Annotated in this window: 23 protein-coding genes; 15 read left to right on the top strand and 8 right to left on the bottom strand. The window is 37.0% G+C overall.

Translation table 11 applies throughout. The features are described 5' to 3' along the window. Window positions 1-18: 18 nt before the first annotated feature. Together ACQWU4_RS15235 and tpiA are read left to right on the top strand one after the other, a co-directional pair. Entirely contained in the window at window positions 19-369 is a 351-nt protein-coding gene (locus ACQWU4_RS15235) for a TerB family tellurite resistance protein (protein WP_429936598.1), read from the top strand. A gap of 43 nt (window positions 370-412) precedes the next feature. Beyond that, complete coding sequence (tpiA, locus tag ACQWU4_RS15230; protein ID WP_429936597.1) at window positions 413-1174, top strand: triose-phosphate isomerase; 762 nt, start codon at window positions 413-415, stop codon at window positions 1172-1174. Window positions 1175-1305: 131 nt separating this feature from the next. Here tpiA and ACQWU4_RS15225 read toward each other — a convergent pair whose 3' ends face one another. From ACQWU4_RS15225 to dnaG, 3 genes are all read right to left on the bottom strand, one after another. Beyond that, entirely contained in the window at window positions 1306-2568 is a 1263-nt protein-coding gene (locus ACQWU4_RS15225) for an esterase-like activity of phytase family protein (RefSeq protein ID WP_429936596.1), read from the bottom strand. Between the two features lie 339 nt (window positions 2569-2907). Continuing rightward, window positions 2908-3594 (bottom strand): ATP-dependent Clp endopeptidase proteolytic subunit ClpP, encoded by a 687-nt coding sequence (gene clpP / locus ACQWU4_RS15220; RefSeq protein ID WP_047487818.1) that lies wholly within the window; start codon window positions 3592-3594, stop codon window positions 2908-2910. A 123-nt stretch (window positions 3595-3717) separates the two neighbouring features. Beyond that, complete coding sequence (gene dnaG, locus ACQWU4_RS15215) at window positions 3718-5703, bottom strand: DNA primase (RefSeq protein ID WP_429936595.1); 1986 nt, start codon at window positions 5701-5703, stop codon at window positions 3718-3720. 223 nt (window positions 5704-5926) lie between these two features. On the opposite strand from dnaG, the gene ACQWU4_RS15210 reads away from it, so the two are divergent. The 8 genes from ACQWU4_RS15210 (at window position 5927) to ACQWU4_RS15175 (ending at window position 13148) form a co-directional block, all read left to right on the top strand. After that, the gene (locus ACQWU4_RS15210) at window positions 5927-6388 is read left to right on the top strand and encodes a hypothetical protein (RefSeq protein WP_429936594.1); all 462 of its coding nucleotides are present in this window, start codon (window positions 5927-5929) and stop codon (window positions 6386-6388) included. A 1-nt stretch (window position 6389) separates the two neighbouring features. Next, window positions 6390-6797, top strand: coding sequence for a tRNA (adenosine(37)-N6)-threonylcarbamoyltransferase complex ATPase subunit type 1 TsaE (gene tsaE, locus ACQWU4_RS15205; protein ID WP_429936593.1), 408 nt, complete (start codon window positions 6390-6392; stop codon window positions 6795-6797). A 68-nt stretch (window positions 6798-6865) separates the two neighbouring features. Then, window positions 6866-8059, top strand: a complete 1194-nt coding sequence (locus ACQWU4_RS15200; protein WP_429936592.1) for an alanine dehydrogenase — start codon at window positions 6866-6868, stop codon at window positions 8057-8059. Then, complete coding sequence (locus ACQWU4_RS15195) at window positions 8059-8430, top strand: hypothetical protein (RefSeq protein ID WP_429936591.1); 372 nt, start codon at window positions 8059-8061, stop codon at window positions 8428-8430. The genes ACQWU4_RS15200 and ACQWU4_RS15195 overlap by 1 nt, the downstream gene beginning before the upstream one ends. Window positions 8431-8479: 49 nt before the next feature. Further along, on the top strand, window positions 8480-9253 hold the full coding sequence (locus ACQWU4_RS15190) for a sensor histidine kinase (protein WP_429936590.1): 774 nt from the start codon (window positions 8480-8482) through the stop codon (window positions 9251-9253). Continuing rightward, window positions 9228-9938 (top strand): LytR/AlgR family response regulator transcription factor, encoded by a 711-nt coding sequence (locus tag ACQWU4_RS15185; RefSeq protein WP_429936589.1) that lies wholly within the window; start codon window positions 9228-9230, stop codon window positions 9936-9938. Before ACQWU4_RS15190 ends, ACQWU4_RS15185 begins: the two co-directional genes overlap by 26 nt. 194 nt (window positions 9939-10132) lie before the next feature. Further along, the gene (locus ACQWU4_RS15180) at window positions 10133-12415 is read left to right on the top strand and encodes a cation:proton antiporter (RefSeq protein ID WP_429936588.1); all 2283 of its coding nucleotides are present in this window, start codon (window positions 10133-10135) and stop codon (window positions 12413-12415) included. 217 nt (window positions 12416-12632) lie between these two features. Further along, entirely contained in the window at window positions 12633-13148 is a 516-nt protein-coding gene (locus tag ACQWU4_RS15175; RefSeq protein ID WP_429936587.1) for a hypothetical protein, read from the top strand. 10 nt (window positions 13149-13158) lie between these two features. On the opposite strand, the gene ACQWU4_RS15170 is transcribed toward ACQWU4_RS15175, so the two are convergent. Next, window positions 13159-13809 carry a hypothetical protein gene (locus ACQWU4_RS15170; RefSeq protein WP_429936586.1) on the bottom strand — a complete coding sequence of 217 codons (651 nt, stop codon included), beginning with the start codon at window positions 13807-13809 and terminating at the stop codon, window positions 13159-13161. Between the two features lie 149 nt (window positions 13810-13958). Here ACQWU4_RS15170 and ACQWU4_RS15165 point away from each other — a divergent pair, with 149 nt between their 5' ends. Next, window positions 13959-14441: a hypothetical protein gene (locus ACQWU4_RS15165; protein ID WP_429936585.1), complete on the top strand. Its 483-nt coding sequence runs from the start codon at window positions 13959-13961 to the stop codon at window positions 14439-14441. A gap of 188 nt (window positions 14442-14629) precedes the next feature. Further along, window positions 14630-15472: a prephenate dehydrogenase gene (locus ACQWU4_RS15160; RefSeq protein ID WP_429936584.1), complete on the top strand. Its 843-nt coding sequence runs from the start codon at window positions 14630-14632 to the stop codon at window positions 15470-15472. 111 nt (window positions 15473-15583) lie between these two features. Here ACQWU4_RS15160 and ACQWU4_RS15155 read toward each other — a convergent pair whose 3' ends face one another. Continuing rightward, entirely contained in the window at window positions 15584-16258 is a 675-nt protein-coding gene (locus ACQWU4_RS15155; protein WP_429936583.1) for a hypothetical protein, read from the bottom strand. A 221-nt stretch (window positions 16259-16479) separates the two neighbouring features. Here ACQWU4_RS15155 and ACQWU4_RS15150 point away from each other — a divergent pair, with 221 nt between their 5' ends. The 3 genes from ACQWU4_RS15150 to ACQWU4_RS15140 are packed head-to-tail and all read left to right on the top strand — an operon-like array spanning window position 16480 to window position 18984. Beyond that, window positions 16480-16752: a DUF2089 family protein gene (locus ACQWU4_RS15150; protein ID WP_429936582.1), complete on the top strand. Its 273-nt coding sequence runs from the start codon at window positions 16480-16482 to the stop codon at window positions 16750-16752. A gap of 10 nt (window positions 16753-16762) precedes the next feature. Beyond that, window positions 16763-17344 (top strand): YIP1 family protein, encoded by a 582-nt coding sequence (locus ACQWU4_RS15145; RefSeq protein ID WP_429936581.1) that lies wholly within the window; start codon window positions 16763-16765, stop codon window positions 17342-17344. Between the two features lie 5 nt (window positions 17345-17349). After that, entirely contained in the window at window positions 17350-18984 is a 1635-nt protein-coding gene (locus ACQWU4_RS15140; RefSeq protein ID WP_429936580.1) for a serine hydrolase domain-containing protein, read from the top strand. A gap of 102 nt (window positions 18985-19086) precedes the next feature. Here the strand turns inward: ACQWU4_RS15140 and ACQWU4_RS15135 are convergent, their stop codons facing one another. The 3 genes from ACQWU4_RS15135 to ACQWU4_RS15125 form a co-directional block, all read right to left on the bottom strand. After that, entirely contained in the window at window positions 19087-20505 is a 1419-nt protein-coding gene (locus ACQWU4_RS15135) for an L-serine ammonia-lyase (RefSeq protein WP_429936579.1), read from the bottom strand. A 104-nt stretch (window positions 20506-20609) separates the two neighbouring features. Continuing rightward, window positions 20610-21956 (bottom strand): ammonium transporter, encoded by a 1347-nt coding sequence (locus tag ACQWU4_RS15130; RefSeq protein ID WP_429936578.1) that lies wholly within the window; start codon window positions 21954-21956, stop codon window positions 20610-20612. A 106-nt stretch (window positions 21957-22062) separates the two neighbouring features. Then, window positions 22063-22704, bottom strand: a complete 642-nt coding sequence (locus tag ACQWU4_RS15125) for an alpha/beta hydrolase (RefSeq protein WP_429936577.1) — start codon at window positions 22702-22704, stop codon at window positions 22063-22065. Between the last annotated feature and the right edge of the window lie 319 nt (window positions 22705-23023).

Here is a 23023-nt window from a genome sequence, read left to right as displayed (position 1 = left end):
TAAAACATACATTTACAAATGCAAAAATCAAATAAATCAATCGCCGGTTATCATCTGCTTATGATCCTTTCTTCTGTGGACGGAGAGTTTGCCCCTGAGGAAGGAATGCTGATTCAGCAATATATGGCAGACGAATTTCCGTTCAGAATGAATCTTGACAATGAACTGGAAACACTGGCTCTTTTGCAGCCTGAGGAATGGAAAGACCATTTTGAATTCCATGCAAGATGTTTCCATGATGATTCTACGGAGGAAGAGCGCGTGAAGTTTGCAGAATTTGCCAAAACACTTATCAAAGCTGACAATAAGGTGACTGATGAAGAGCATACTTTTTACAAGCTTTTGAAAAATCTGTGGAATTTAGCATAAACCACAAGAAAACATATCAATCAATAACTTTTTAATAAAAACTATGAGAAGAAAAATAGTTGCAGGAAACTGGAAAATGAACAAAAATGTCATTGACGCACAACAGTTAATGATTCAATTACTGAGTTATAAAAATAATAACACCACCAACTGCGAAGTATGGATTGCACCACCTTCTTTATATTTAATGATGGCAAAAGATATCTTCGAAAAAGATGAAATCGGTGTATTTTCCCAGGATATGAGCGAACATGAAAGTGGTGCGTATACCGGAGAACTTTCTGCAGATATGCTGGAATCTATTGATGTAACAGGTTCACTGATCGGGCACTCTGAAAGAAGACAGTATCATGGTGAAACAGATTCTCACTGTAACAGAAAGATCAAATTAGCTCTTGATAAAGGTCTGATTCCTGTATACTGTAACGGTGAAACACTTGAGCAAAGAAAAGCGGGACAGCATTTTGAAGTGGTAAAAAATCAGACCGAAGTTGCCCTTTTCACACTTTCTGCTGAAGAGATTAAAAAGGTGGTAATTGCTTACGAGCCAGTTTGGGCTATCGGAACAGGAGAAACTGCTACTCCGGAACAGGCTCAGGAAATTCATGCACACATCAGAAGCATCATTGCTGCAAAATATGGACAGGAAGTAGCTGACGAGGTTTCTATCCTTTACGGAGGTTCTGTGAAGCCGGATAATGCTAAGGAAATTTTCTCTCAGCCGGATATTGATGGTGGACTGATTGGAGGTGCAGCTTTAAAACTGGAGGATTTCTCTAAAATTATTGAGGGATTTAATTCTTAAGTTTTGGCTGAAACCGATAGAGTTATACCTTTATTGAATGAGCTAAAGACTATTTCTACTGAGTTTATTCAAATAATATATGATTAAAAACGGCGGCCTCTTCGAGGCCGCCGTTTTCTTAAAAAATCTAATTATTGAATATCGACTACGTACATTGTTCCTTTATCTACTTTTCCAGTTTTAGGAAGGATCTTTGCTTTAGGATTTCCGTTTCCATCATCTAAAATTCCAAAATCGTCATCGTTGAAAACCGCTATTTTATTGTTTCCTAAATAAACGATTCCTTCAAATTTATCATGCTCGTATCCTAGTTTTGCTACCAGATCTACAGCTAAAACTTTTGAAACAGGTTTTATTCCAACATTTGTTATTTCATCCCAGGTAGACTGTTCAAGAGCTTTGTTATTGATCTTCATTCCGTCAACGGCTGAAATATCAGTTCCGTTCACATCTGAAGCTCCTGATATATTGATTCTGTATACTTTTTTACTTCCACCCTGTGATCCGAAATTCCCGTCCCTTTCAATCACCAGAAATTCTGTATTACTGATGGCTGTAATATCACATACAGAATCTGAAGCCCCGCCATTCTGTTTATACAGATATTGTTTCGTTTGTCCTGTTGCAATATCGAAAGTGACAATTCTTGTTAAGGTTGTATTTGTTGCCAGAGCTTTTGCAGGCACATACATTGTAGACTGTATGGTTCCTACCAGGGTTTTACCATCCGGAGTGATACACAATCCTTCCATTCCTCTATTAGCTCTTCTTTTAGCCAGAACAGCAGGCAATTTTCTTGATCCTGTATTAATACCTATCGGACTTATTCTTTCCAATTCTACTCCTTCTGCATTATAGTGAACAATGTGCGGTCCGTATTCATCAGAAACCCAAAATGTCCCGTCTGCCGCAGCTACAATACTTTCACTATCAAGGCCATAGTTATCCGTTCCTAAAACATTTCCTGACGAATCATAGGCTGTTTCTCCTGTACTGCCCATTCCTGCCGGATTCGGAAGACCGGTGATTGGCTGCCCGGAAGGATTTTTCAGTTTAATATATTTGATGACCTCAATATTTCCTTCTGCATTGATCTTAAAATGCATAATGGTAGGGGTAAAATCAGGAGCCGGAAACTTTTTCCCGTTCAGGTAATCAGTATTCGGACCACGATCGGTAATTACATAGAATTCACCTTTTCTGGTAGGATGGGCTGCTGCACCGGAACCAAATCCTCCATTAATAACATCCACTCCATTAACTGTTGCTAATTTGGAGAAAGGAAATTCCTGCGGAAGCTTGCCATAATTGGCATCCTGATTATTCATATTGTCATCATCCTTGCATGACACGATTGCCGTAAGCAGTATAGCTGATAAGAGCAGTTTTTTCATATTTACTTTTATGCCCCGAAAGTATACATTGATTGTAAACTGATCCTGAACTTAATAATAATTGTGCTTTAACAATGGGCTTTATAATGCGTTTGTAAACCACCCCGTCAAAAATTTAAAAATTTTTGCCACCCCTCCAAAGGAGGGGAATTCTGATCCGACGAATTTTTGTCATTCATTATGAAAATCAGAGATTTTCATGGAACTTAGGTGATCTTCTATTTTCAAACTTTTAAACTTCAAAAATAACTAAAGTGTTAAAAAATTTTTGTGTCTTTTGTGGTTAAAATAAAAAAACGCACCTCATCGGCACGTTTTTCAATATTCCAGAAAAGGAAATTATTTTTTCTCTGTGGATCTCTGTAAAACTTCGTCTACCATTCCGTAGCCTTTTGCTTCTTCAGAAGTCATCCAGTAATCTCTGTCTGATGATTTCTCTACCCACTCATAAGTTTGTCCTGAGTGGTGTCCGATGATTTCGTAAAGCTCCTGCTTTAATTTCAGCATTTCTCTCAAGTTGATCTCCATATCTGAAGCTACTCCCTGAGCACCTCCTGAAGGCTGGTGAATCATTACTCTTGAATGCTTAAGTGCAGAACGCTTTCCTTTTTCACCTGCTACAAGTAAAACTGCTCCCATTGAAGCTGCCATTCCTGTACAAATTGTTGCTACGTCAGGCTTAATAATCTGCATTGTATCATAGATCCCTAAACCTGCATAAACGCTACCTCCCGGAGAGTTGATGTAGATCTGGATATCTTTCGACGGGTCTGCACTTTCAAGGAATAAAAGCTGTGCTGTTACGATATTGGCAACCTGATCGTCAATTCCTGTTCCCAGAAAGATAATTCTGTCCATCATCAGACGTGAAAATACGTCCATCTGTGCAACGTTCAATCTTCTTTCCTCCATGATGTACGGCGTAAGATTCGTTGGGCCGTACATTCCCATATACTGATCGGTAACCAGACCGCTGTTTCCTAAATGTTTTACAGAGAAATCTCTGAAGTCTTTTTTAATGTCCATATTTCTATTATGTATTATTAAATATTTTTTTTCGAAGTTTAAATTACAACTTTTATTCCTAAATTTTTATAGGACTTTTTGTCACAGAATACCTGACTGATGATCAACGGTATGTCTGTAAATCTATCTTTTTCTGTCTATATAAATTCCCTTGATCGGTGAATACTCAATAATATTACTCAATCTGATGGAGGCCTGTTTCAGCAGGGTTATTTTTTTGATCAGTTCGTAGTATTTTGTTTCATCGGTGCCACTGTATTGATCCAGCTGTCTGGCGGTTTCTTTGATTAAATAATCAATATATCTGTATTTATGCAGCAATACATCACCCTGTACCTGTTCTGCAATTTTGTCGCCGTAATTGGGAGGATAAATATTTCTGGAACCCCAGTTTTCCAGCTCATCCAGAGGCATCAATGCGTCTACCACTTTGCTGGTGATCTCTTCATCCATAAAGGTCACAAAAAAATTCCCGCTTCTCAGCTCATCTTTTTGGATACCTTCTTTTACCTGATTGATAATAATTTCATTGCCTTTCACTAAAAAACTATACTGCTCTTCCTCAAAATGCAGCAGAATTTCTTCAATAACAGTGATTTGATATTCCTCGTTTTTTTCATTCCTTCTTTTCAAAATGATATCTCCAAACATCAGCATATGATCGACCAGCTTACTTTCCATAAACAGGACATCATATAGATAAGGATCTTCTTTCTCCTCATCCAATGGTACTATTTCCAGTTTAGACTGAACTGTTTTTTCTTTCTGCTGCTGAACGTGCTGGTTCTGGTTCTGTGTGATCTGCTTCTGAACATCCAGCTCATTAAAAAGGCTCTGCTCAGACAGTCCGAATTTATTGGAAACTTCTTTAAGATAAACTTCTCTTTTTAAAGCATTCTGGACAAAGCCTACAGATTTTACGATATCACGGATCGCTTCAGCCTTTTTGATGGGGTCATTTCCTACTTCCCGTAAAAGAATTTCCGCCTTAAAATCAATAAAATCCTTCGCTTCATTTTCGATGAATTTTTCAACATATTCCTGAGGATGTTTTCTGGAAAAAGAATCCGGATCATCACCATCGGGAAATAACAGGACACGAATGTTCATGCCTTCGGTAAGAAGCATATCAATACTTCTGAAACTGGCTTTTATTCCTGCATTATCACCATCAAAAAGAATCGTTACATTTTCCGTAAGCCTTTTGATCAGCTTAATCTGTTCCGTTGTTAAAGATGTTCCTGAACTTGCCACAACATTCTCTATTCCGGCCATATGAAGTGCAATAACGTCCATATAACCTTCTACAAGAAGACAGATATTTTTCCGTGAAATGGCCTGCTTACTCTGGTTTAAACCATAAAGAACATTGGATTTATGATATATTTCCGTTTCCGGAGAGTTCAGGTATTTGGCTGTCTTTACATTATTTTTAAGGATTCTGGCTCCGAAACCTAAAACCCTTCCCGAAAAACTGTGAATCGGAAAAATAACCCTTTCTCTGAAACGGTCTATTCCGGAAGGTGTATTTTCCGGAAATATGGAGAGTCCGGATTTCTCAAGGATTTCCTTTGTATATCCTTTTTCTTCAGCATAAACTGTAAAAGCATTTTTCTTCTCCGGTGAATATCCAAGCTGGAATTTTCTTATGATATCATCTTTCAGCTCACGTTCTTTGAAGTAAGCCAAACCAATATTTCTTCCTTCTTCCGAATCCCAAAGAATGTCCTGATAATATGAGTTGGCAACCTCATGAATTTTATACAACTGATCTTTTTCAGTCTGTGCATTCTTTGCTTCTTCCGAAAATTCGCGCTGATCTTCTTCAATTTCGATTCCGTATTTTTTAGCAGCGTGACGAAGTGCTTCAGGATAAGTAAAATTCTCGATCTCCATGAGAAAGGAAATAGCAGTTCCTCCTTTTCCCGTTGAAAAATCTTTCCAGATCTGCTTGCTTGGTGAAACAACGAAACTCGGTGATTTTTCCTCATGGAAAGGGCTGAGCCCTTTGAAATTAGACCCTGCTCTTTTCAGCTGAACGTACTCCCCTACAATTTCTTCTACCCGTATCGTTGAGAAAATTTTATCTATGGTCTGTTTGGAAATCATGATGTAAAATTAAGAAATTAGTTTTTCAATGTTAAATTTAAATGTTCAAAAAAGCCATAATTTTCTGTCAAAACCTTATTTTTGGTGTTTATATTTAGATAAAATCTTGATACTTTCAATGACCAACGATTACAAAACATTTAATATCTATAATCCTTCTAAAAAATTTGTCTGGACAAGATCGAGGATAATTTGGATTTTAATATTCATTTCATTGATTTCTATGCTTTTTATATTATATATTTTAAAAATTCCTGAAAAACAGATTCCCGGCTGGTTGTCCTGGGTTGTTTTTACTCCAATGATGGTCGGCTTTTTAGGATATATGATAAATATCTGGTTTCCGGAACAACTAAAAGGTAAAATTGAAGGAAAACTTATCTTTGAAAAAGAAAAAATAACCATTAATAACGAAGTTTTCCTTATTAAAGATTTGAAGTATGTTGAAATCATCCAAAATGATCATAAAGGCCGCTACATTTTTCACAATGCTTTTGACGGAATGTTTTCGCAAGGCTGTAATAACACACTTAAAATAAGACTTTTAAACAATCTGGAAAAAAAATGTTTCTTCCAGATTAATCATCCACGGGAACTTTTGCAAATATCAGATCAGCTAAATTTTTATATAGAAAACGGTTTACTCACTAAAGAAGCAAGAAACAGTACATTAAACTATAATTAGTATGGATTTTAAAATCAAAACAATAGAAGACTGGCAGGAAATCGTAGATCAGATTATTCCTGATTTAAAGCATACTATCCTTCTTTTAAAAGGAAATCTTGGTGCCGGTAAAACTACCTTCACCCAGTTTCTTCTGAAAAATCTGGGAAGCAGTGATGAAGTAAACTCTCCTACTTATTCCATCGTCAATGAGTACAATACACCCAAAGGAAAAGTTTATCATTTTGATCTTTACCGTTTGAAAAATATTGAAGAGGTGTACGATATCGGTATTGAAGAATATCTGGATAACGCTTTTTTATGTATCATAGAATGGCCGGAAGTATACGAAGAAGAGCTCTACGGGCTTAACTACCACACAATGAGTATCGTGAATACCGGCGATGAAAGAGAAATTTCATTCGAGTAAATATTATGTATCTTTGCTTATTGATTCAATGTAAAATAACAACCTGTAAGACCTAATTTAATTAAAGAATGAGTACCACAAATATTTTCACTCCTTTTACTGAAGAAGAATTGATGCCGAAGGAAGAAAAGTTGGAGGTTATAAAAAAAGGAAAACAGTTCAGTATTGGAATTCCTAAGGAAACCTGTCTTAATGAAAGGAGAACCTGCATTACTCCGGACGCAGTACAGGTTCTTGTAGAACATGGCCACGAGCTCATTATAGAAGCAGGTGCCGGAGAAGGTTCTTTTTTTACAGATCTGCAGTATTCGGAATCCGGAGCCAGGATCACCAATGATCCCAAAGAAGCTTTCGGACAGGATCTTATCTTAAAGGTTAATCCTCCTACAGAAGAAGAGATTGATTATATGAAGCCTAATACTTATCTGGTTTCTGCTCTTCAGATCAATTTGAGAGATAAAGATTATTTTTTAAAGCTTGCAGAGAGGAAAATCAACGCCATCGCTTTTGAATTTATTGTAGATGAGTATAAGCAGCTTGCTTTGGTAAGACTGGTAGGTGAAATTGCAGGTACCGTTTCTATTTTATATGCATCAGAACTTCTTGCATTATCAAATGGTTTAATGCTGGGGGGAATCACAGGAGTAAGACCTGCAGAAGTTGTTGTTTTAGGAGCTGGAATTGTAGGTGAATTTGCTACAAAAGCAGCCATTGGACTTGGAGCCAGTGTAAGGGTTTTTGATAACTCGCTTTCAAAGCTGAGAAGACTTCATACTCTTGTAGACAGCCGTGTTCCGACTTCTATTATTGATCCGAAAGAATTAAGCAAAGCACTGAGACGTGCAGATGTTGTTATCGGCGCGCTTCCAAGATTAAATATGACCCCGATCGTTACTGAAGAAATGGTCGCGAAAATGAAAAAAGGCAGTGTCATCATTGATATTACCATAGACAATGGAAAGGTGATTGAAACTTCCGAGCTTACGACAATGGACAACCCTTACGTCATCAAACACGGAGTAATTCACTGCGGCCTTCCGAACCTTACTTCAAGAATGCCGAGAACCACGACAAAAGCAATCTCCAATTTCTTCCTTTCCTATATTCTGAATTATGACGAAGAAGGCGGTTTTGAGAATATGCTGATCCGCAAAAACGAAATGAAACAGAGCTTATACATGTATAAAGGAAGACATACCAAAAAAGTGATCTGTGACCGTTTCGGACTTACCTACCACGATATCAATCTTTTAATTTTCTAATGAAAAAACTTAAATTCTATTTAATAGGCCTTATTCCGGGGCTGATCCTTGTATTTTTTATTTTAAACAAAAAAGGGGCAAGCTGCAGCGGATATCTTCCCAACAGCCGCGTGATTGCAGAAACCCTGTCTAAAGAATTCAAATATTCCGAAGACTTCAAAAACGGAATGAGCACTTATAAGATTGATGAAAAATTTGTAAAAGACAGTATCCTTACCAAAGGAAAAGTAGATTTCGATAGAAGTCATGCGCAGAAAAAACCTTGTCCTGACTATGTTTTGACATATCCTGAGAAGAATCCTTCTTATGAAATCACCTTTGAAAAGTGTGAGGAAACTGTGACTTTAAACAGTCTGAAAAAACTTAAATGATCCTGAGATCTTTTATTAAATTTATATAAAGACCATTAAAGCTATTTTTATGGGAGGCAATTACTACATGATTCATGATTATCTGATATTCATTGGAGTTTTTGCTATTTTCTTCCTGCTCACGGTCAGCATTTACCTTTTCAGCCAGAACAGCAGGATCAAACAGAGAAATACACGTCTTTCCGAAACCAACAAGATCATTGAACAAAAACTGAATGAAGTTCAGCTGGAACATATCGGTACCAAGCTGAATCCCCATTTGTTTAAAAACATTCTGAATTCTGTACAATCGCACGCCTATCAGACGTATATGTCTTTGGATAAACTTGCGAATGTTCTGGATTATATTCTGTACGAGAGCAATAATAAATTCGTCAGTCCGAAAGAGGAACTGAATTTTGCTTTAAGTCTTATCGAGATCAATAAAATAAAGATCAATCCGCTTTTCGATTTCAGGATCAGATCAAAGATCAATAAATCGGATGCTGTTTATGAAGAAAAGGTTTTCGCCCCTCTGATCTCCGTTGATCTTATTGAAAATGCTTTTAAACATACGGATTTTCTGGCACAGGATTCTTTTATCTCGATCCATATGGAATTGGAAAACGGGGTTTTTACCATGAAAGTAAGCAATAAAGCTTCGTTAAAAAATGTTCTTGAAAAGGAAAACAGCGGTTTCGGGAGTCAGTCTTTGGATCAGAGGCTTAAAATGATCTACAACAATCATTATCAGCTCGAAAAAAGTTCAAAAAACGGTATATTCACTGCAGAATTAAAAATCAATTTAGGAGAATTCTATGATAAAATGCGTTATTCTCGATGACGAATTACTGGCGATCAGCTATTTAAAACTTCTATGTGAACAGATCGAGAATGTAGAAGTGGTAAAAGCATTTAACGATCCTAAAATTTTCCTCAGTGAGATAGACAATATCGACTGTAATCTCTGTATTCTGGATATTGAAATGCCGGGAATGACCGGACTTCAGGTGGCAGAAATTATTTCCGGCTCCAAAAAGATTATTTTTACAACAGCCTATAAAGAATATGCGGCAGAAGCTTTCGACCTGAATGTGGTGGATTATGTAAGAAAACCTATCAAAAAGGAAAGACTGATCCAGGCCTTCGAAAAAGCAAAAGAACTGATAGATATTCCCCATAAAAAGGATCTGATTGAATGGAATACCAATATCGGCAGAACCGTGATTTTTACGGAACAGATCGCTTATATAAAAACATCTGAAATCGACAGCCGCGACAAAGATATTACCCTGCATGACGGAACCACGATCGTCCTTAAAAACCTCAGCTTTAAAAATCTCCTTGAAATGCTGCCTCCAAAAGATTTTGCACAGGTAAATAAAAAAGAGATCATTGCGCTCTCTTCCATCAAAATATTTTCCACCAACGAAATTATCACTACCATTCAATCAGAAGGAGATAATTTTCTAAAACTACAAATTGGTGAAGCTTATAAAAATTCCTTAATGGAACTGTTTGGAAAATAGATCTTTCATACATTTATCGTTTCACTGCAGAATGTAGTGGTTTCATTACATCTTCCTTTTTCACATGAGTATACTGTGTATTTTTGCTGCTGAATGATTTTATTACATTTTTTAGAACATTTATTACATTTTAAGAAGAATAGTATTTAACATCAATATATTCTCATCAACTTTGCATTAAAATATTAGGAATCATGAACTGGGGAAAATACAGAAATTTAATTTTTTACATATCTACTATCGCTTTCTTTTCCTGCCTGATGTACTTCTTTATCATTGAAGGACAGACACTGGAAATCAAGGAAAATATAGTAGCAAAAACCACAACAGGTTCTACCTGGGAGAACTTCCAGGAATCTTTCAAAGCGAACCTTCATCATCCGCTCGCTCTTCTTCTTGCACAGATCGTTACCATTATTCTTGTCGCAAGACTTTTCGGGTGGATCTGCATGAAAATCAAGCAGCCTACGGTAATTGGAGAAATGATAGCCGGGATTGTTTTAGGACCTTCATTATTAGGCATGTATTTTCCTGAATTTTCAGCTTTTCTTTTCCCGAAAGAATCTTTAGGCAACTTACAGTTTCTGAGCCAGATAGGTCTTATCCTGTTTATGTACATTGTAGGAATGGAGCTGGATCTCAGCGTTTTAAGAAAAAAAGCACATGATGCAGTGGTAATCAGCCATGCGAGTATCATTATCCCTTTTGCATTGGGTATAGGACTTTCTTATTTTGTATATCAGGAATTTGCGCCGGAAGGTATTCAGTTTACTTCATTTGCCTTGTTCATAGCTATTTCGATGAGTATTACTGCATTTCCGGTACTGGCAAGAATCGTTCAGGAAAGAAATCTTCAGAAAACCAAACTGGGGACCATTGTAATTACCTGTGCCGCAGCCGACGATATCACGGCATGGTGTATCCTTGCGGCAGTTATTGCCATTGTAAAAGCCGGATCTTTCGCCAGTTCCATTTACGTGATCATCATGGCCATAGCTTATGTATTTTTAATGATTAAAATAGTAAGGCCGTTTTTGAAAAGAGTCGGAGATCTTCAGGCGGGTAAAAATACCATCAGTAAACCGATGGTGGCTATTTTCTTCCTGACCCTTATCCTTTCTGCTTACGCAACTGAGGTTATTGGTATCCATGCTTTATTCGGAGCATTTATGGCCGGAGCTATCATGCCTGAGAATGCAAAATTCCGTACACTTTTTATTGATAAGGTAGAAGATGTGGCCCTTGTGCTTCTTCTTCCCCTGTTCTTTGTGTTTACTGGTCTCCGTACGCAGATCGGGCTTCTTAATGACGGGCATTTGTGGATGACTGCAGGATTAATTATTATAACAGCTGTTACAGGTAAATTTATAGGAAGTGCGCTTACAGCACGGTTTGTGGGAATCAACTGGAAGGAAAGCTTAACAATTGGTGCCCTGATGAATACAAGAGGCTTAATGGAGCTTATTGTACTGAATATCGGATATGATCTTGGGGTATTAAGCCCGGAAATCTTTGCAATGCTGGTGATTATGGCCTTATTCACTACTTTTATGACAGGCCCGGCTTTAGACTTTATTAATTTTATTTTTAAATCTAAAAAAAGCTCCGATGAGGATACTCACAACCATAATGATTCAAAATACCGTGTACTGCTTTCTTTCGACAAACCTGAATCCGGAAGTACCCTGCTGAAACTGGCTCATGATTTTACCAACAAAATGAACGGTAATAAAAGCATCACCGCAATGAATATTGCCCCGGTGGACGAGATGCATGCTTACGACATCAATGAATATGAAGATGCACAGTTCAGAAATGTTATTGAAACCTCGCATGACCTGAAACTGGAAGTTACGACCCTTTTCAAAGCCTCCACAGATATTGAAAACGATCTTACGAGTATTTCAAATAAAGGAAATTATGATCTTCTTCTGATCATGCTTGGGAAATCTATGTATGAAGGAAGTTTGCTGGGAAGGCTGCTTGGATTTACTACAAAGATTATCAATCCTGAAAAACTGCTGAATACAGTAAAAGGTAAAGGAAATATTTTTAACAATTCTCCTTTTGATGATTTTACCTTGCAGATCCTTGATAAAACCAATATTCCGGTAGGTGTTCTGGTAGAAAAAGATTTCAGATCTGCAGACAGGGTTTTTGTTCCTATTTTTAACCTCAGCGATTTTTATTTGCTTGAATATGCCAAAAGGCTGATCAATAATAACAATTCTCAGATCATTATCCTTGATGCTGCCGGACAGATCCGTAATAATATCGAGGTGAAAGAACTGATCAGAAGTATTGAACAGGTAGCACCTAACCATATCACTTTATACAACGAGAAAAAAATCGAAAAAGAATTTCTGAACTCACAGGATCTGATGCTGGTCAGCAGCAAAAGCTGGAAAAACCTGATCGATACTAAGAGCCTTTGGCTGTCTGATATTCCTTCGACCTTAATTATCTCTAATCCATAAAAAACAGTCCACACAGTCCATATTAATTTCCGTATGGTATTGATGCTAAAGTTCTATTTATAACTCTGCAAAAAAATCAATACATTTACGGAACTGTAGATCCGGCGGTTTTCCTTCCTGCAGAAGGGAATACCGCCGGGAATTCTGCAGAAAAGAAGGATCCATTTCATTATTAAAAAATTGCAGTTTATAGCGTAAAAATATGTGCCGATATGCCATGAAAGCCTACAAGCCACACTATGCATGTTTCAGCTGTCAAAAAACTTTTAAACGCCGCCTGTTAAAGGATATTGACAGGGACATGCAAACTTCTGCTGAAGCAAAATGCCCTCAGTGCGGCGGGCTAATGGCCAGTATGGGGATGGATTTCAAATCTCCCCCGAAAAATGACAACAGTCAATGGCAGCATATCCAAAGCCTGTATAAGGTAGGAATTACATTTCATTCCTGCGGATGTTCAGGACCGGGCTATATTCCCCAGGATAAAGAAACCATGATTTCTTATCTGGAAAAGATCCGTTCCCAATACGAGGAATCGCTTACATTCTGGAGAAACCGTATTGAACCTGAGACCAAAGAGGAGCGTAATAAAGATTATCAGAGAAATTGGCTTATACTATCAACGGTAAGCGGTAACGCCAAAAAGCAAGGGGTAAGCAATCATGAAGGAATAGATTATTGGATCAGGAGAATACATGAAGTAGAAGAGCGTCTGCGTCTTGCTGCTATATAAAACTTAATCATTACTTTTCCTTTGCCAGTATCTGAAGCTTTTTGAATATTCCGGATATTCTCAGTTCCTCCTCTTTAATATATTCACTGCTGAACGGAGCGCCACAATCCAGACTGTTGATTACATGAATAAGCTTACCTTTTTCAAAATAATTTCTGTTTTCTTCTGTTTCAGATTTTTTAAAATCAAAAGCTTCGGTATCATTATTTTCTTTCATCGCTTTTACATCATAAAATAAAGGCCGGTTATACTTGTATATTTTTTCAAAAACGAAAGATAAATGGCCGTCAAGCAGATAATATTCTGTGAGTACCTGCCCCATTTCTCCGTAAAGACGTGCTGTAACTTTTTCCAGGCGTCCATTCTTTTTATAAAATACAGCTTCACCTCCTTCTGCCGATTCCCCTTCTATATCTCTTTTTTTAACAGATGTCCATTTGGTAATTGAGTTGATTCTTTTAAAATTGGCCCGAATCGGTTTCAGCCTGTCTGTTAAGAATTCATTGACAGGGAGATCATTTTCGTTAAACGATTCTTTGATTTTTATTGTGTCTGTTTTTATCGTCTGATCTGAAGCAGAAATCTTCATACTTTGAATCCGGAAACTTAAGTTTACAGAAACGGCAGATATCAACAGACTGTAGAAAAAAACTTTATTCATGATATTTGTCTTTTGGGATTAAATATAAACAGACTGATATTCAAATCTATACAAATATAAAACTTTTAAAAACGCAGATTAAATCAATTTTAGGAAGAATATTCATTATTTTTAAGATACTTTCAAATATTAAAAAATAAATCTTTTCCATGAAAAAAATGAGTTTCGTATGCCTTGGACTTTTAATTTTTACGGGGTGTAAAAACGATTCAAAAAAAGTAATGAACAAAACAGTGGTTACTAAAAACGACAGCATACCTGTCAAAACATCTGAAGTAGAAAATATCTCCGTTGTCCAGCCTAAAGAACTCCCTGTACTGAAAGAATGTACCGAAAAACAGATTGAATACGAAACCGAACAGGAATGTATCTTTAAAAATTCCAGTATAGATGAAGTTTATAAAAGAACAGTAAAACATAAGGAAATAGAAAAAGCAGAACTGCTGTTGACCAACCTTCCGAAAGAAAACATCACAAAAGAAATCAATGAAGACGGCTTAATATCCATAAGCTACAATATTGCTTCCCGGAAAACTGATATTGAATTTCAGTTTGCAGGAGGTGTAACAACTTTAAGCCTGGAATCGCTGGGCAAGGATGTTAAAAGAATAATTATTCACAGTGCAGACTAAGATTAAAATGAGTATTTGAGTCAAAAATATTCTGAGTTTAAAAAATATTTTATACCTTCACTTCGTGAATTTCAATAACGGAACATATTATTATAGAATTTTTAACTCAGATCTGGGCTAGGATTCTTATGAACATAACTTAAAACCTCGTCCCAGGACGGGGTTTTTTATTTTAAAAATTTAAAAAGATGAAAATAAGTATTATTGGGACAGGTTTGATCGGGGGTTCAATGGCTTTAAAATTAAGACAGAAAGGCATTGCAGATTTCATCTACGGAATTGATAATAATCAGCAGCATATTACGGAAGCACTGACTCTTAATATTATTGATGCCGGTACGGATCTCGAATATGGAGTTAAAAATGCTGACTTCATTATCATTGCTATTCCTGTAGATGCCGCCAGGAAATTGCTTCCTACCGTCCTCGATCTTATATCTGACAAACAAACAGTGATGGACGCAGGATCCACCAAGGCTGGAATTGTAAATGCAGTAAAAGACCATCCGAATCGTTCCAGATTTGTAGCATTTCACCCAATGTGGGGTACGGAAAACAATGGTCCGGGATCTGCTGTTTCTGATAGCTTTGCAGGAAAGGCCGGGGTAATCTGCAATAAAGAAGAGTCTGCACCCGATGCGCTTCAGTTAGTAGAAAAAGTTGCGGAAAGTCTGGATATGCACCTTATTTACATGAATGCAAAAGATCATGACATTCATACGGCTTATATTTCGCATATTTCTCATATCACATCATATGCTCTGGCCAACACTGTTTTGGAAAAAGAACGTGAAGAAGAGACTATTTTCCAGCTTGCCAGTTCAGGTTTTTCCAGTACGGTGCGTCTTGCGAAATCTCATCCTGAAATGTGGGTCCCTATTTTTAAACAGAACAAAGAAAATGTTCTGGATGTCCTGAATGAACATATCACCCAGCTCAGAAAATTCAAGGCTGCACTGGAGAAGGAAAACTACGAATACCTTGAGGAACTGATCAGCAATGCAAACAGGATCAGGGGTATTCTGAGATAAAAGAAGGAAGCTATTTTAAAGAGATAAAAGTAATTACGCAGATTTATATCTGACTTTGACCGGTTAAAAAAATCCAACCTTTTCATCTTTTTAAAATAGCTTCCTTTATTTTTAAAATTTCATCATCAGACCTACTCCATTGCTATCATTAAGAACATAATAGCTTGGAGTAAATCCTGAAGCGTTTGCATTTTTGTAATTATTAACAGCGTCTTTCATTTGGGAATGTCCAACCAGTTTCAAGGTAACGCCTACTCCTGCACCAACAAGACCAATGATTAACGGAACCGGTGACCCGCTGGATTCACCATTCTTTACATTGCTGCTGTTCGATTTAGACAAGTTTAAAATTCCGCCAACAACAAAGCATGCTGCACCTCCCACTACAAATGCTGTTCCCAGATTATTAATCCCTTTTCCTTTTATATACGCCGGATCTTTCTGCTGCAGAAGATAATTTTTGATATCATGCTTGTCTGTAAGCTTAAGATTTTCTTTTTTCGGTTCAGCTGCTGACATTACCGGAGTTTGAGCCGGGGTCTCTGAAACTTCATTCGCATTGGCTTCCTGAACTGCTTTCACTGAATTTTCATACAGAAATTCCTCTGCTCCGTTCTGTACATTTTTATAGGTAACTTTTCCTTTACTGAATTTCAGATCTTTATATTCTATAACCATTCCGTTCTGAGTGGTAATTGTTCCTTTTAATGAAGTTTCAGGAATAGTGATTTGTGAATACGCAGCTAAAGACATAGCTATACACAGAAGTGTAAAATATTTTTTCATGGTAGTTTATTTTCTGACAAAAATATCTGTTTTTATCTGAAATCCAAATTTTATATTCAGAGGAGCAGATTGCAGGATTTGGCCATGATATTTATTCATTTGATATCTCTTATTTCAGTAGTATCTTAAAAATACTTCTTCAGATTCATTATTTTTTTAATAAAATTAAAAAATATTTTAACTTTATTAAAAAAAATATTACTTTCGTAAAAAATTAATTGATGAAACTTCCTACCGTCTGTCCAAGTTGTGACAATACATTAAATGTAAGCCAAATGAAATGCCCGAACTGCAAAACGGAAGTAAACGGGGATTATGAGCTTCCGGTCCTGCTGAAGCTAAACCGCGATGAACAGGAATTCGTACTCAACTTTTTCCTTTCCAGCGGAAGCATTAAAGAAATGGCCAAACAGGCAGGACTTTCCTACCCGACCATGAGAAACAAAATGGATGACCTGATCACCAAAATCGGACAACTAAAAACTAATATGTAAACCAACGATGATGAACTGGAAAACAATTTTTAATCCTTTTGAGAAGTTTGATGATAAATTACTGCTTGGTATTGGATTATGTGGAGCAGCTTTAGCCATTTTGACAGGATACTGGACCGGAACATGCTTCAGCAGTATTTATAAGATCAGCAATTTGGAAAAAGTAACGCTTCAGGCTGTGGCTATTCCTACTTTGATCAGTTTTGCTTCGGCCATCATCATCCTTTTTATATTAGGCAGAATTTTAAATAGTAAAACGAGATTTATAGACATTGTCAATACCGTATTGATTTCACAGCTTTTACTAGTCGTTCTGCAGGCTACGGATAAAATTTCTTTTATAAAAAAAGCTCAGGATAGAATGATAACCCACAAGGATCATCCTACAGAAGTCCTGCCCATATGGGATGTTGCGGTTATGATAAGTATGGCCTCACTTACCCTTATTATTTTAATCTATAGTATAACCATCTATTATAATGGTTTTAAAACAGCTACCAATATAAAAAAATGGCAGCACATTGTTCTTTTTGCAGCCATATCCCTCATCATGACTCTGGTATGCCAAATTTTAACATCTAAATACTTTTAAATATCATGAAAATCAATTTTTTACTTGTGCTGGTTTTTCTGGCACAGATTTGTCACGCCCAAATCGACGGAATCTGGAACGGTGAACTGGATCTCCAGACCATGAAACTTCCTGTAATTCTGAAGGTTAAAAAAATTCCTGGAGGGTACACTTCTCTTCTTAACAGCCCCAAACAAAGCAATGATGATATAGCTGTGGATAAAACGGTTTTCATCAATAATGAACTGAGTTTTGATATAAAGAAAATCAATGCCGCTTATAAAGGAGTTTTTAAAGTGGATCATTTTGAAGGAAACTTTAGCCAGAATGGAAGAATCTTTCCTTTAAATCTGTTCAGAGATCTTCCTGTTTCCAAAAGCCCTGATATTTCCTATCTCAATGGCAAGGCAATTAACAAGGAAAAAATTGATGATTTTCTGGATTATATTGCCGGAAAGAATCAAGGGATCGGAAGTGTATCTATTTTCAGAAACGGTGTTCAGGAATATCATAAAGACTTCGGCCAACAGAAGCTAAAAAATGTGACCTATAATACGGATACCCAATACCAGATAGGCTCTATCAGCAAGATGATCACAGCCGTTATGCTGATGCAGCTTGTGGAGAAAGGAAAGATTAAACTGGATGAAAAACTTTCAAAATATTACCCTGAAATTCCCAATGCAAAAATAATCACTCTACATCAGATGATGAACCACACAAGCGGACTCGGCGATTATGTAGGTCAGGCAAAAGACAACTGGCTTTTCGGGAAACAGGTTGGTGATAAGGCAATCATTGCAGAAATCAAAAAGCAGGGCACAAGCTTTAAACCTGGAAGCAAAACCCAATACTCTAATTCTGCATATTTTCTTTTAAGCAGAATCCTGGAAAAACTTAATGATAAGCCATATAATGTTTTGTTGAAAGAAAATATTCTTGAAAAGGCAGGAATGAAGCATACTTTTTCAGTATTGGATAATCCTCAGAATATTTTCAGATCTTATCAGTTCACAGACAGCAATTGGCAAGAAGTTCCTGATTTTGACTTCCATAATTGCATAGGACTTGGGGATATCGTCTCTACTACAGAAGATATGAACATCTTTATGAATGCTTTATTTAATGGCAGTTTCATTAAAAAAGAGACTCTTCAGATCATGATACCTAATGAAAATGAAAAGTTTTTTGGAACAGGAATGATGAAAATACCTTTCTACAACATTATTGCTTACGGGCATGGCGGTGATACGGCCGGATCTCACTCTGTATTGTCATACGAGCCCAAAGACAAGCTTTCTTTTGCTGTAACTATAAACGGTCAAAATTTTCATCATAACGATTTATATATTGGAATCTTAAGCCTGTTGTATGGAAAGGATTACAAATATCCGGATTTTGGTACTGGAAAACCAGATTCTGAACTGGAGAAATATACCGGAGAATATGAATCAAAAGAAGCTCCGATTCCTTTAAAGGTGTTTTCCAAAGACGGAACCTTATACGGACAAGGAACGGGACAACCGGAATTTCCACTTACCAATACCGGAGAAAATAAATTTCAGTTTGAAAAGGCGGACATTAGTATTCAATTTATTCCTGAAAACAATCAGATGCAGCTGACCCAGGGAGGGAAAACTTTTCTGTTTAATAAAAAGTAAATTGTATTCTTTAACCATTAAGGAAAATTAAACTTAAATTCCACCATAAAAAAAATCCTTAGACTCATCATCTAAGGATTTTATATTTATAGTAAATCTCTGTTAACATTCAGGAACGTTTACTGCAATAGCCAATCCGCCTTCTGAGGTTTCCTTAAAACGGTCACTCATCGACAGAGCTGTTTCCCACATGGTCTGAATTACTTCATCCAGCGTTACTTTCGCTTTTGAAGGATCACTTTCCAATGCAATATTTGCTGCTGTGATTGCTTTCATAGCCCCCATTGTATTTCTTTCAATGCATGGGATCTGTACAAGTCCTTTAATCGGGTCACAGGTAAGCCCAAGGTGGTGTTCCATTGCAATTTCTGCAGCCATCAGTACCTGCCCTATGCTTCCGCCTAAGATCTCCGTTAAGCCTGCTGCTGCCATAGCCGAAGAAACTCCGATCTCCGCCTGACATCCACCCATTGCAGCGGAAATGGTTGCATTTTTCTTGAATAAAGTTCCTATTTCACCGGCCACAAGTAAAAATCTTACAATATCATCTTCACTGGTAAATTCGGTAAATGCCTGCGAATACATTAACACTGCCGGAATAACACCACTGGCTCCATTGGTAGGGGCTGTGATAATTCTTCCGAAACTTGCATTTTCTTCGTTCACTGCCAGTGCAAAACAGGCAATCCATTTATTGATATTGGTAAAATTTTCTTCTGCATCCACAACAAGCTGGAACCACTCGTCAATATTTGTATAGATCTTATCTCCTAAAAGTTTTCTGTTGATCCCTGCAGCTCTTCTGGTTACATTTAAACCTCCCGGAAGGATGCCTTCTTTATTGACACCTTTGTAGATACATTCTTTAATATTTTTCCAGATATTCAGGGCTTCCTGTCTGGTTTCTTCCTGAGTTCTCCAGCTTTCTTCATTGATGAAGATCAGGTCTGAAAATCTTTTAAATCCTAATTTGTCGCAGTATTTCAGGATATCAGAACCGTGATGGCACGGATACAATGTCCGGATACACTGCTTTTGTATGGAATTCTTTTCCTGGCTTGCAATAAAACCTCCTCCTACAGAGTAGAAATCCTGAACAAGCTCAGTTCCGTCTTCAAAAACCGCCCTGAAAATCATTCCATTAGGATGAAAATCAAGGGATTTCTGCATATTTAAAACCAAATGATAGCCATAAATGAAGGGAATTTCTTTTTCCCCACCCAGGTTAATGATCTGGTCTTTTTTTATTTTCTCTATTTTTTCGTCAATTTTTGAAGTATTGATGGTCTTAAAATCTTCACCATTCAATCCAAGCATTCCTGCAATATCCGTCCCGTGTCCTATTCCGGTTTTAGCCAAAGAACCGAAAAATTCAAGGAAAACTTCTTTTACCTCAGCAATTGATCTTTCTCTTTTTATAATCCTGATAAATGCAGATGCTGCGTTCCACGGTCCCATCGTGTGTGAACTGGATGGGCCTATTCCTACTTTAATAATCTCAAAAACTGATATTGATTCCATAAATCACAGTACATTTTCCTCTGAAAACAAAGATACGTGATAAAATATTAATATGTTGGGTTTGACATAAGGTTTATACTTTATTTAATCATTGAATCGGAAATTTACCATTTCAGGCTTTCTTCATGCTGAGAAATATCAAGTCCTTTATTTTCAGATTCTTCGGAGACTCTCAGAGTAATCATCGCATCCGTAATTTTATATAAAAGCAGCGAGCCAAAGAATGTAAAAGCGGAAACAAGCAGCAAAGCAATCATATGATGGGCAAAAACTTCAATTCCGCCGTGAAGAAGGCTTGCATTCTCACCATGGGCAAAAATGGCGGTAAGGATCATTCCCATAATTCCTCCTACTCCATGGCAGGCAAAAACATCTAGGGTATCATCTATTTTCTTCAATGCTTTCCAGTTTACCATTAAGTTTGAAACGATGGCTGTTGCAAATCCAATAAAAAGGCTTTCCGGAATACTTACAAAGCCACAGCCCGGAGTAATGGCAACAAGTCCGACAACAGCTCCGATACAGGCTCCCAATGCCGAAACACTCCTCCCGTTGATACGGTCAAAAAATATCCAGGTCATCATAGCAGAGGCAGAGGCAATAGTAGTAGTTCCAAAAGCCGTTGCAGCAGAAGCATTGGCACTTAAAGCAGATCCTGCATTAAAGCCAAACCATCCGAACCAAAGCATTCCGGTTCCAAGAAGTACGTAAGGAATATTGGAAGGTTCATGATGCGGATTTTTCCTGTTGCCTAAAACCAAGGCGCCTGCCAAAGCAGCAAAACCCGCGCTCATATGAACCACAGTTCCGCCTGCAAAGTCTTTTACACCAAAGTATTTATTCAAAAGGCCTTCAGGATGCCATACCATATGACAAAGCGGTGTATAAATGAATAAGCTGAAGAGCACCATGAACAACAGATAAGAAATAAAGCGCACTCTCTCAGCAAAAGAACCTGTAATCAGTGCAGGAGTAATCACTGCAAATTTCATCTGAAAAAGAGCAAAAAGGACAAAAGGAATAGTGGAAGCCATCATTTTGTGGGGCAATGCTCCCACATGGTTAAAAAACGGATAACTCAAAGGATTTCCAATAATTCCATAATGTACCCCATTGATCTCAATACCTAATGAGTCTCCAAATGACAGAGAAAATCCTACAACCACCCATAAAATAGAAATAACACCGAGTGCAATAAAGCTCTGTAGCATGGTGGAGATCACATTTTTCTTACCCACCATTCCTCCGTAAAAGAATGAGAGCCCCGGAGTCATGAGTAACACAAGCCCCGCAGCAGCAAGTATCCATGCTACATCTGCACCAACAATCTTATCTTCACTGAGAAATTCTCCGGTGTTGGGAAGATCTGCAACCGGACTCCAAAATAATCCTCCGAATGCTACAAGGGTAATAACTGAGAATGAAACAATCCATTTTAAACCAATTTTCATATAATTTATATTTAACCCTATCAAAATTAAATATAAATTTTATAAAAACATATATTTTCACAAACTAACCCCTAAAAAAATAACATTAAATATAAATTTTTATATTTTAAATAAAAACTTCTTTCAATATTTTAGATACTTCTTTATATTTTGTTGCCGGAAATAAATGGGTTCCCCCTTTTATTACATAATCCGGTTTTGAATATTTAATAGGAAAGACAATATCCTTATCTCCCAGTATCTGAATAACATCGGGAGTTTCTTCAAATTTCCACTCGGAAACTTTTTCTACAGACCATTTCAGATAATAAGGATCTCTGACCTTGAAGTATTGAAGAATTTTAGGATTTTTAGGATCAAACAGCTTTCTGACCACAGAATAGACATTGGCTGCTTTATCGTTAAACATACCAACAGGCAGTATTCTCGGAATTTTGGTGATCTCCCCGGTCTTTATAAATTTAGATTTTTCCTTATCAGATTTGATACTCCCCATGATAACTACTTTCCGGGCAGGTTTCAGCTTATTGATCTCCTGTACCATGATACCGCCAAAAGAATATCCCAAAAGGCAGAACGGCTCTGAAACATCCACTTTTTCTGCCATTCTTTCGACATAGGAATGAAAAGGCTCGTCTTTTTCCGGAATGAGCCAGTCTATAAAAATCAATTCGTATTTCTCGGGAAATTCTAATCTTTCTAATACTTTAAAGTCTGCACCGAGACCGCTTACTACATAAATTTTCATAGTACTAATTTAAGAAAAACATGGTAAAAGATATGGATAGAATTTTAATTGTGTGTTATTTATGAACTGTTAAGAAAATTGAAGGTTTTGAGAATGTTAAAAGGAGTTTCGCTTTTTTAAAACAGTGTCTGAAAAAATCGTTTGGGTTTTCCTTTTAAGCGGTAAAAGATTGGATGAATTTTAATGCAAAGCTTATGATTGTTTCTGGTTTATTTTGAGGGAAACAAAGAGTGGTGGCTACGCCGCTGATTAAGGTATGGGATTATTCTGCTGCTGTATCGAATCAATCAAAGATTGATTCTTTCTTTGAAATCTTATT

It is taken from the genome of Chryseobacterium sp. MIQD13 (assembly GCF_050496705.1).
Taxonomy (GTDB): domain Bacteria; phylum Bacteroidota; class Bacteroidia; order Flavobacteriales; family Weeksellaceae; genus Chryseobacterium.
Note: the sequence above shows the minus strand (reverse complement) of the source record. Positions and strands in the feature narration are given on the sequence as shown.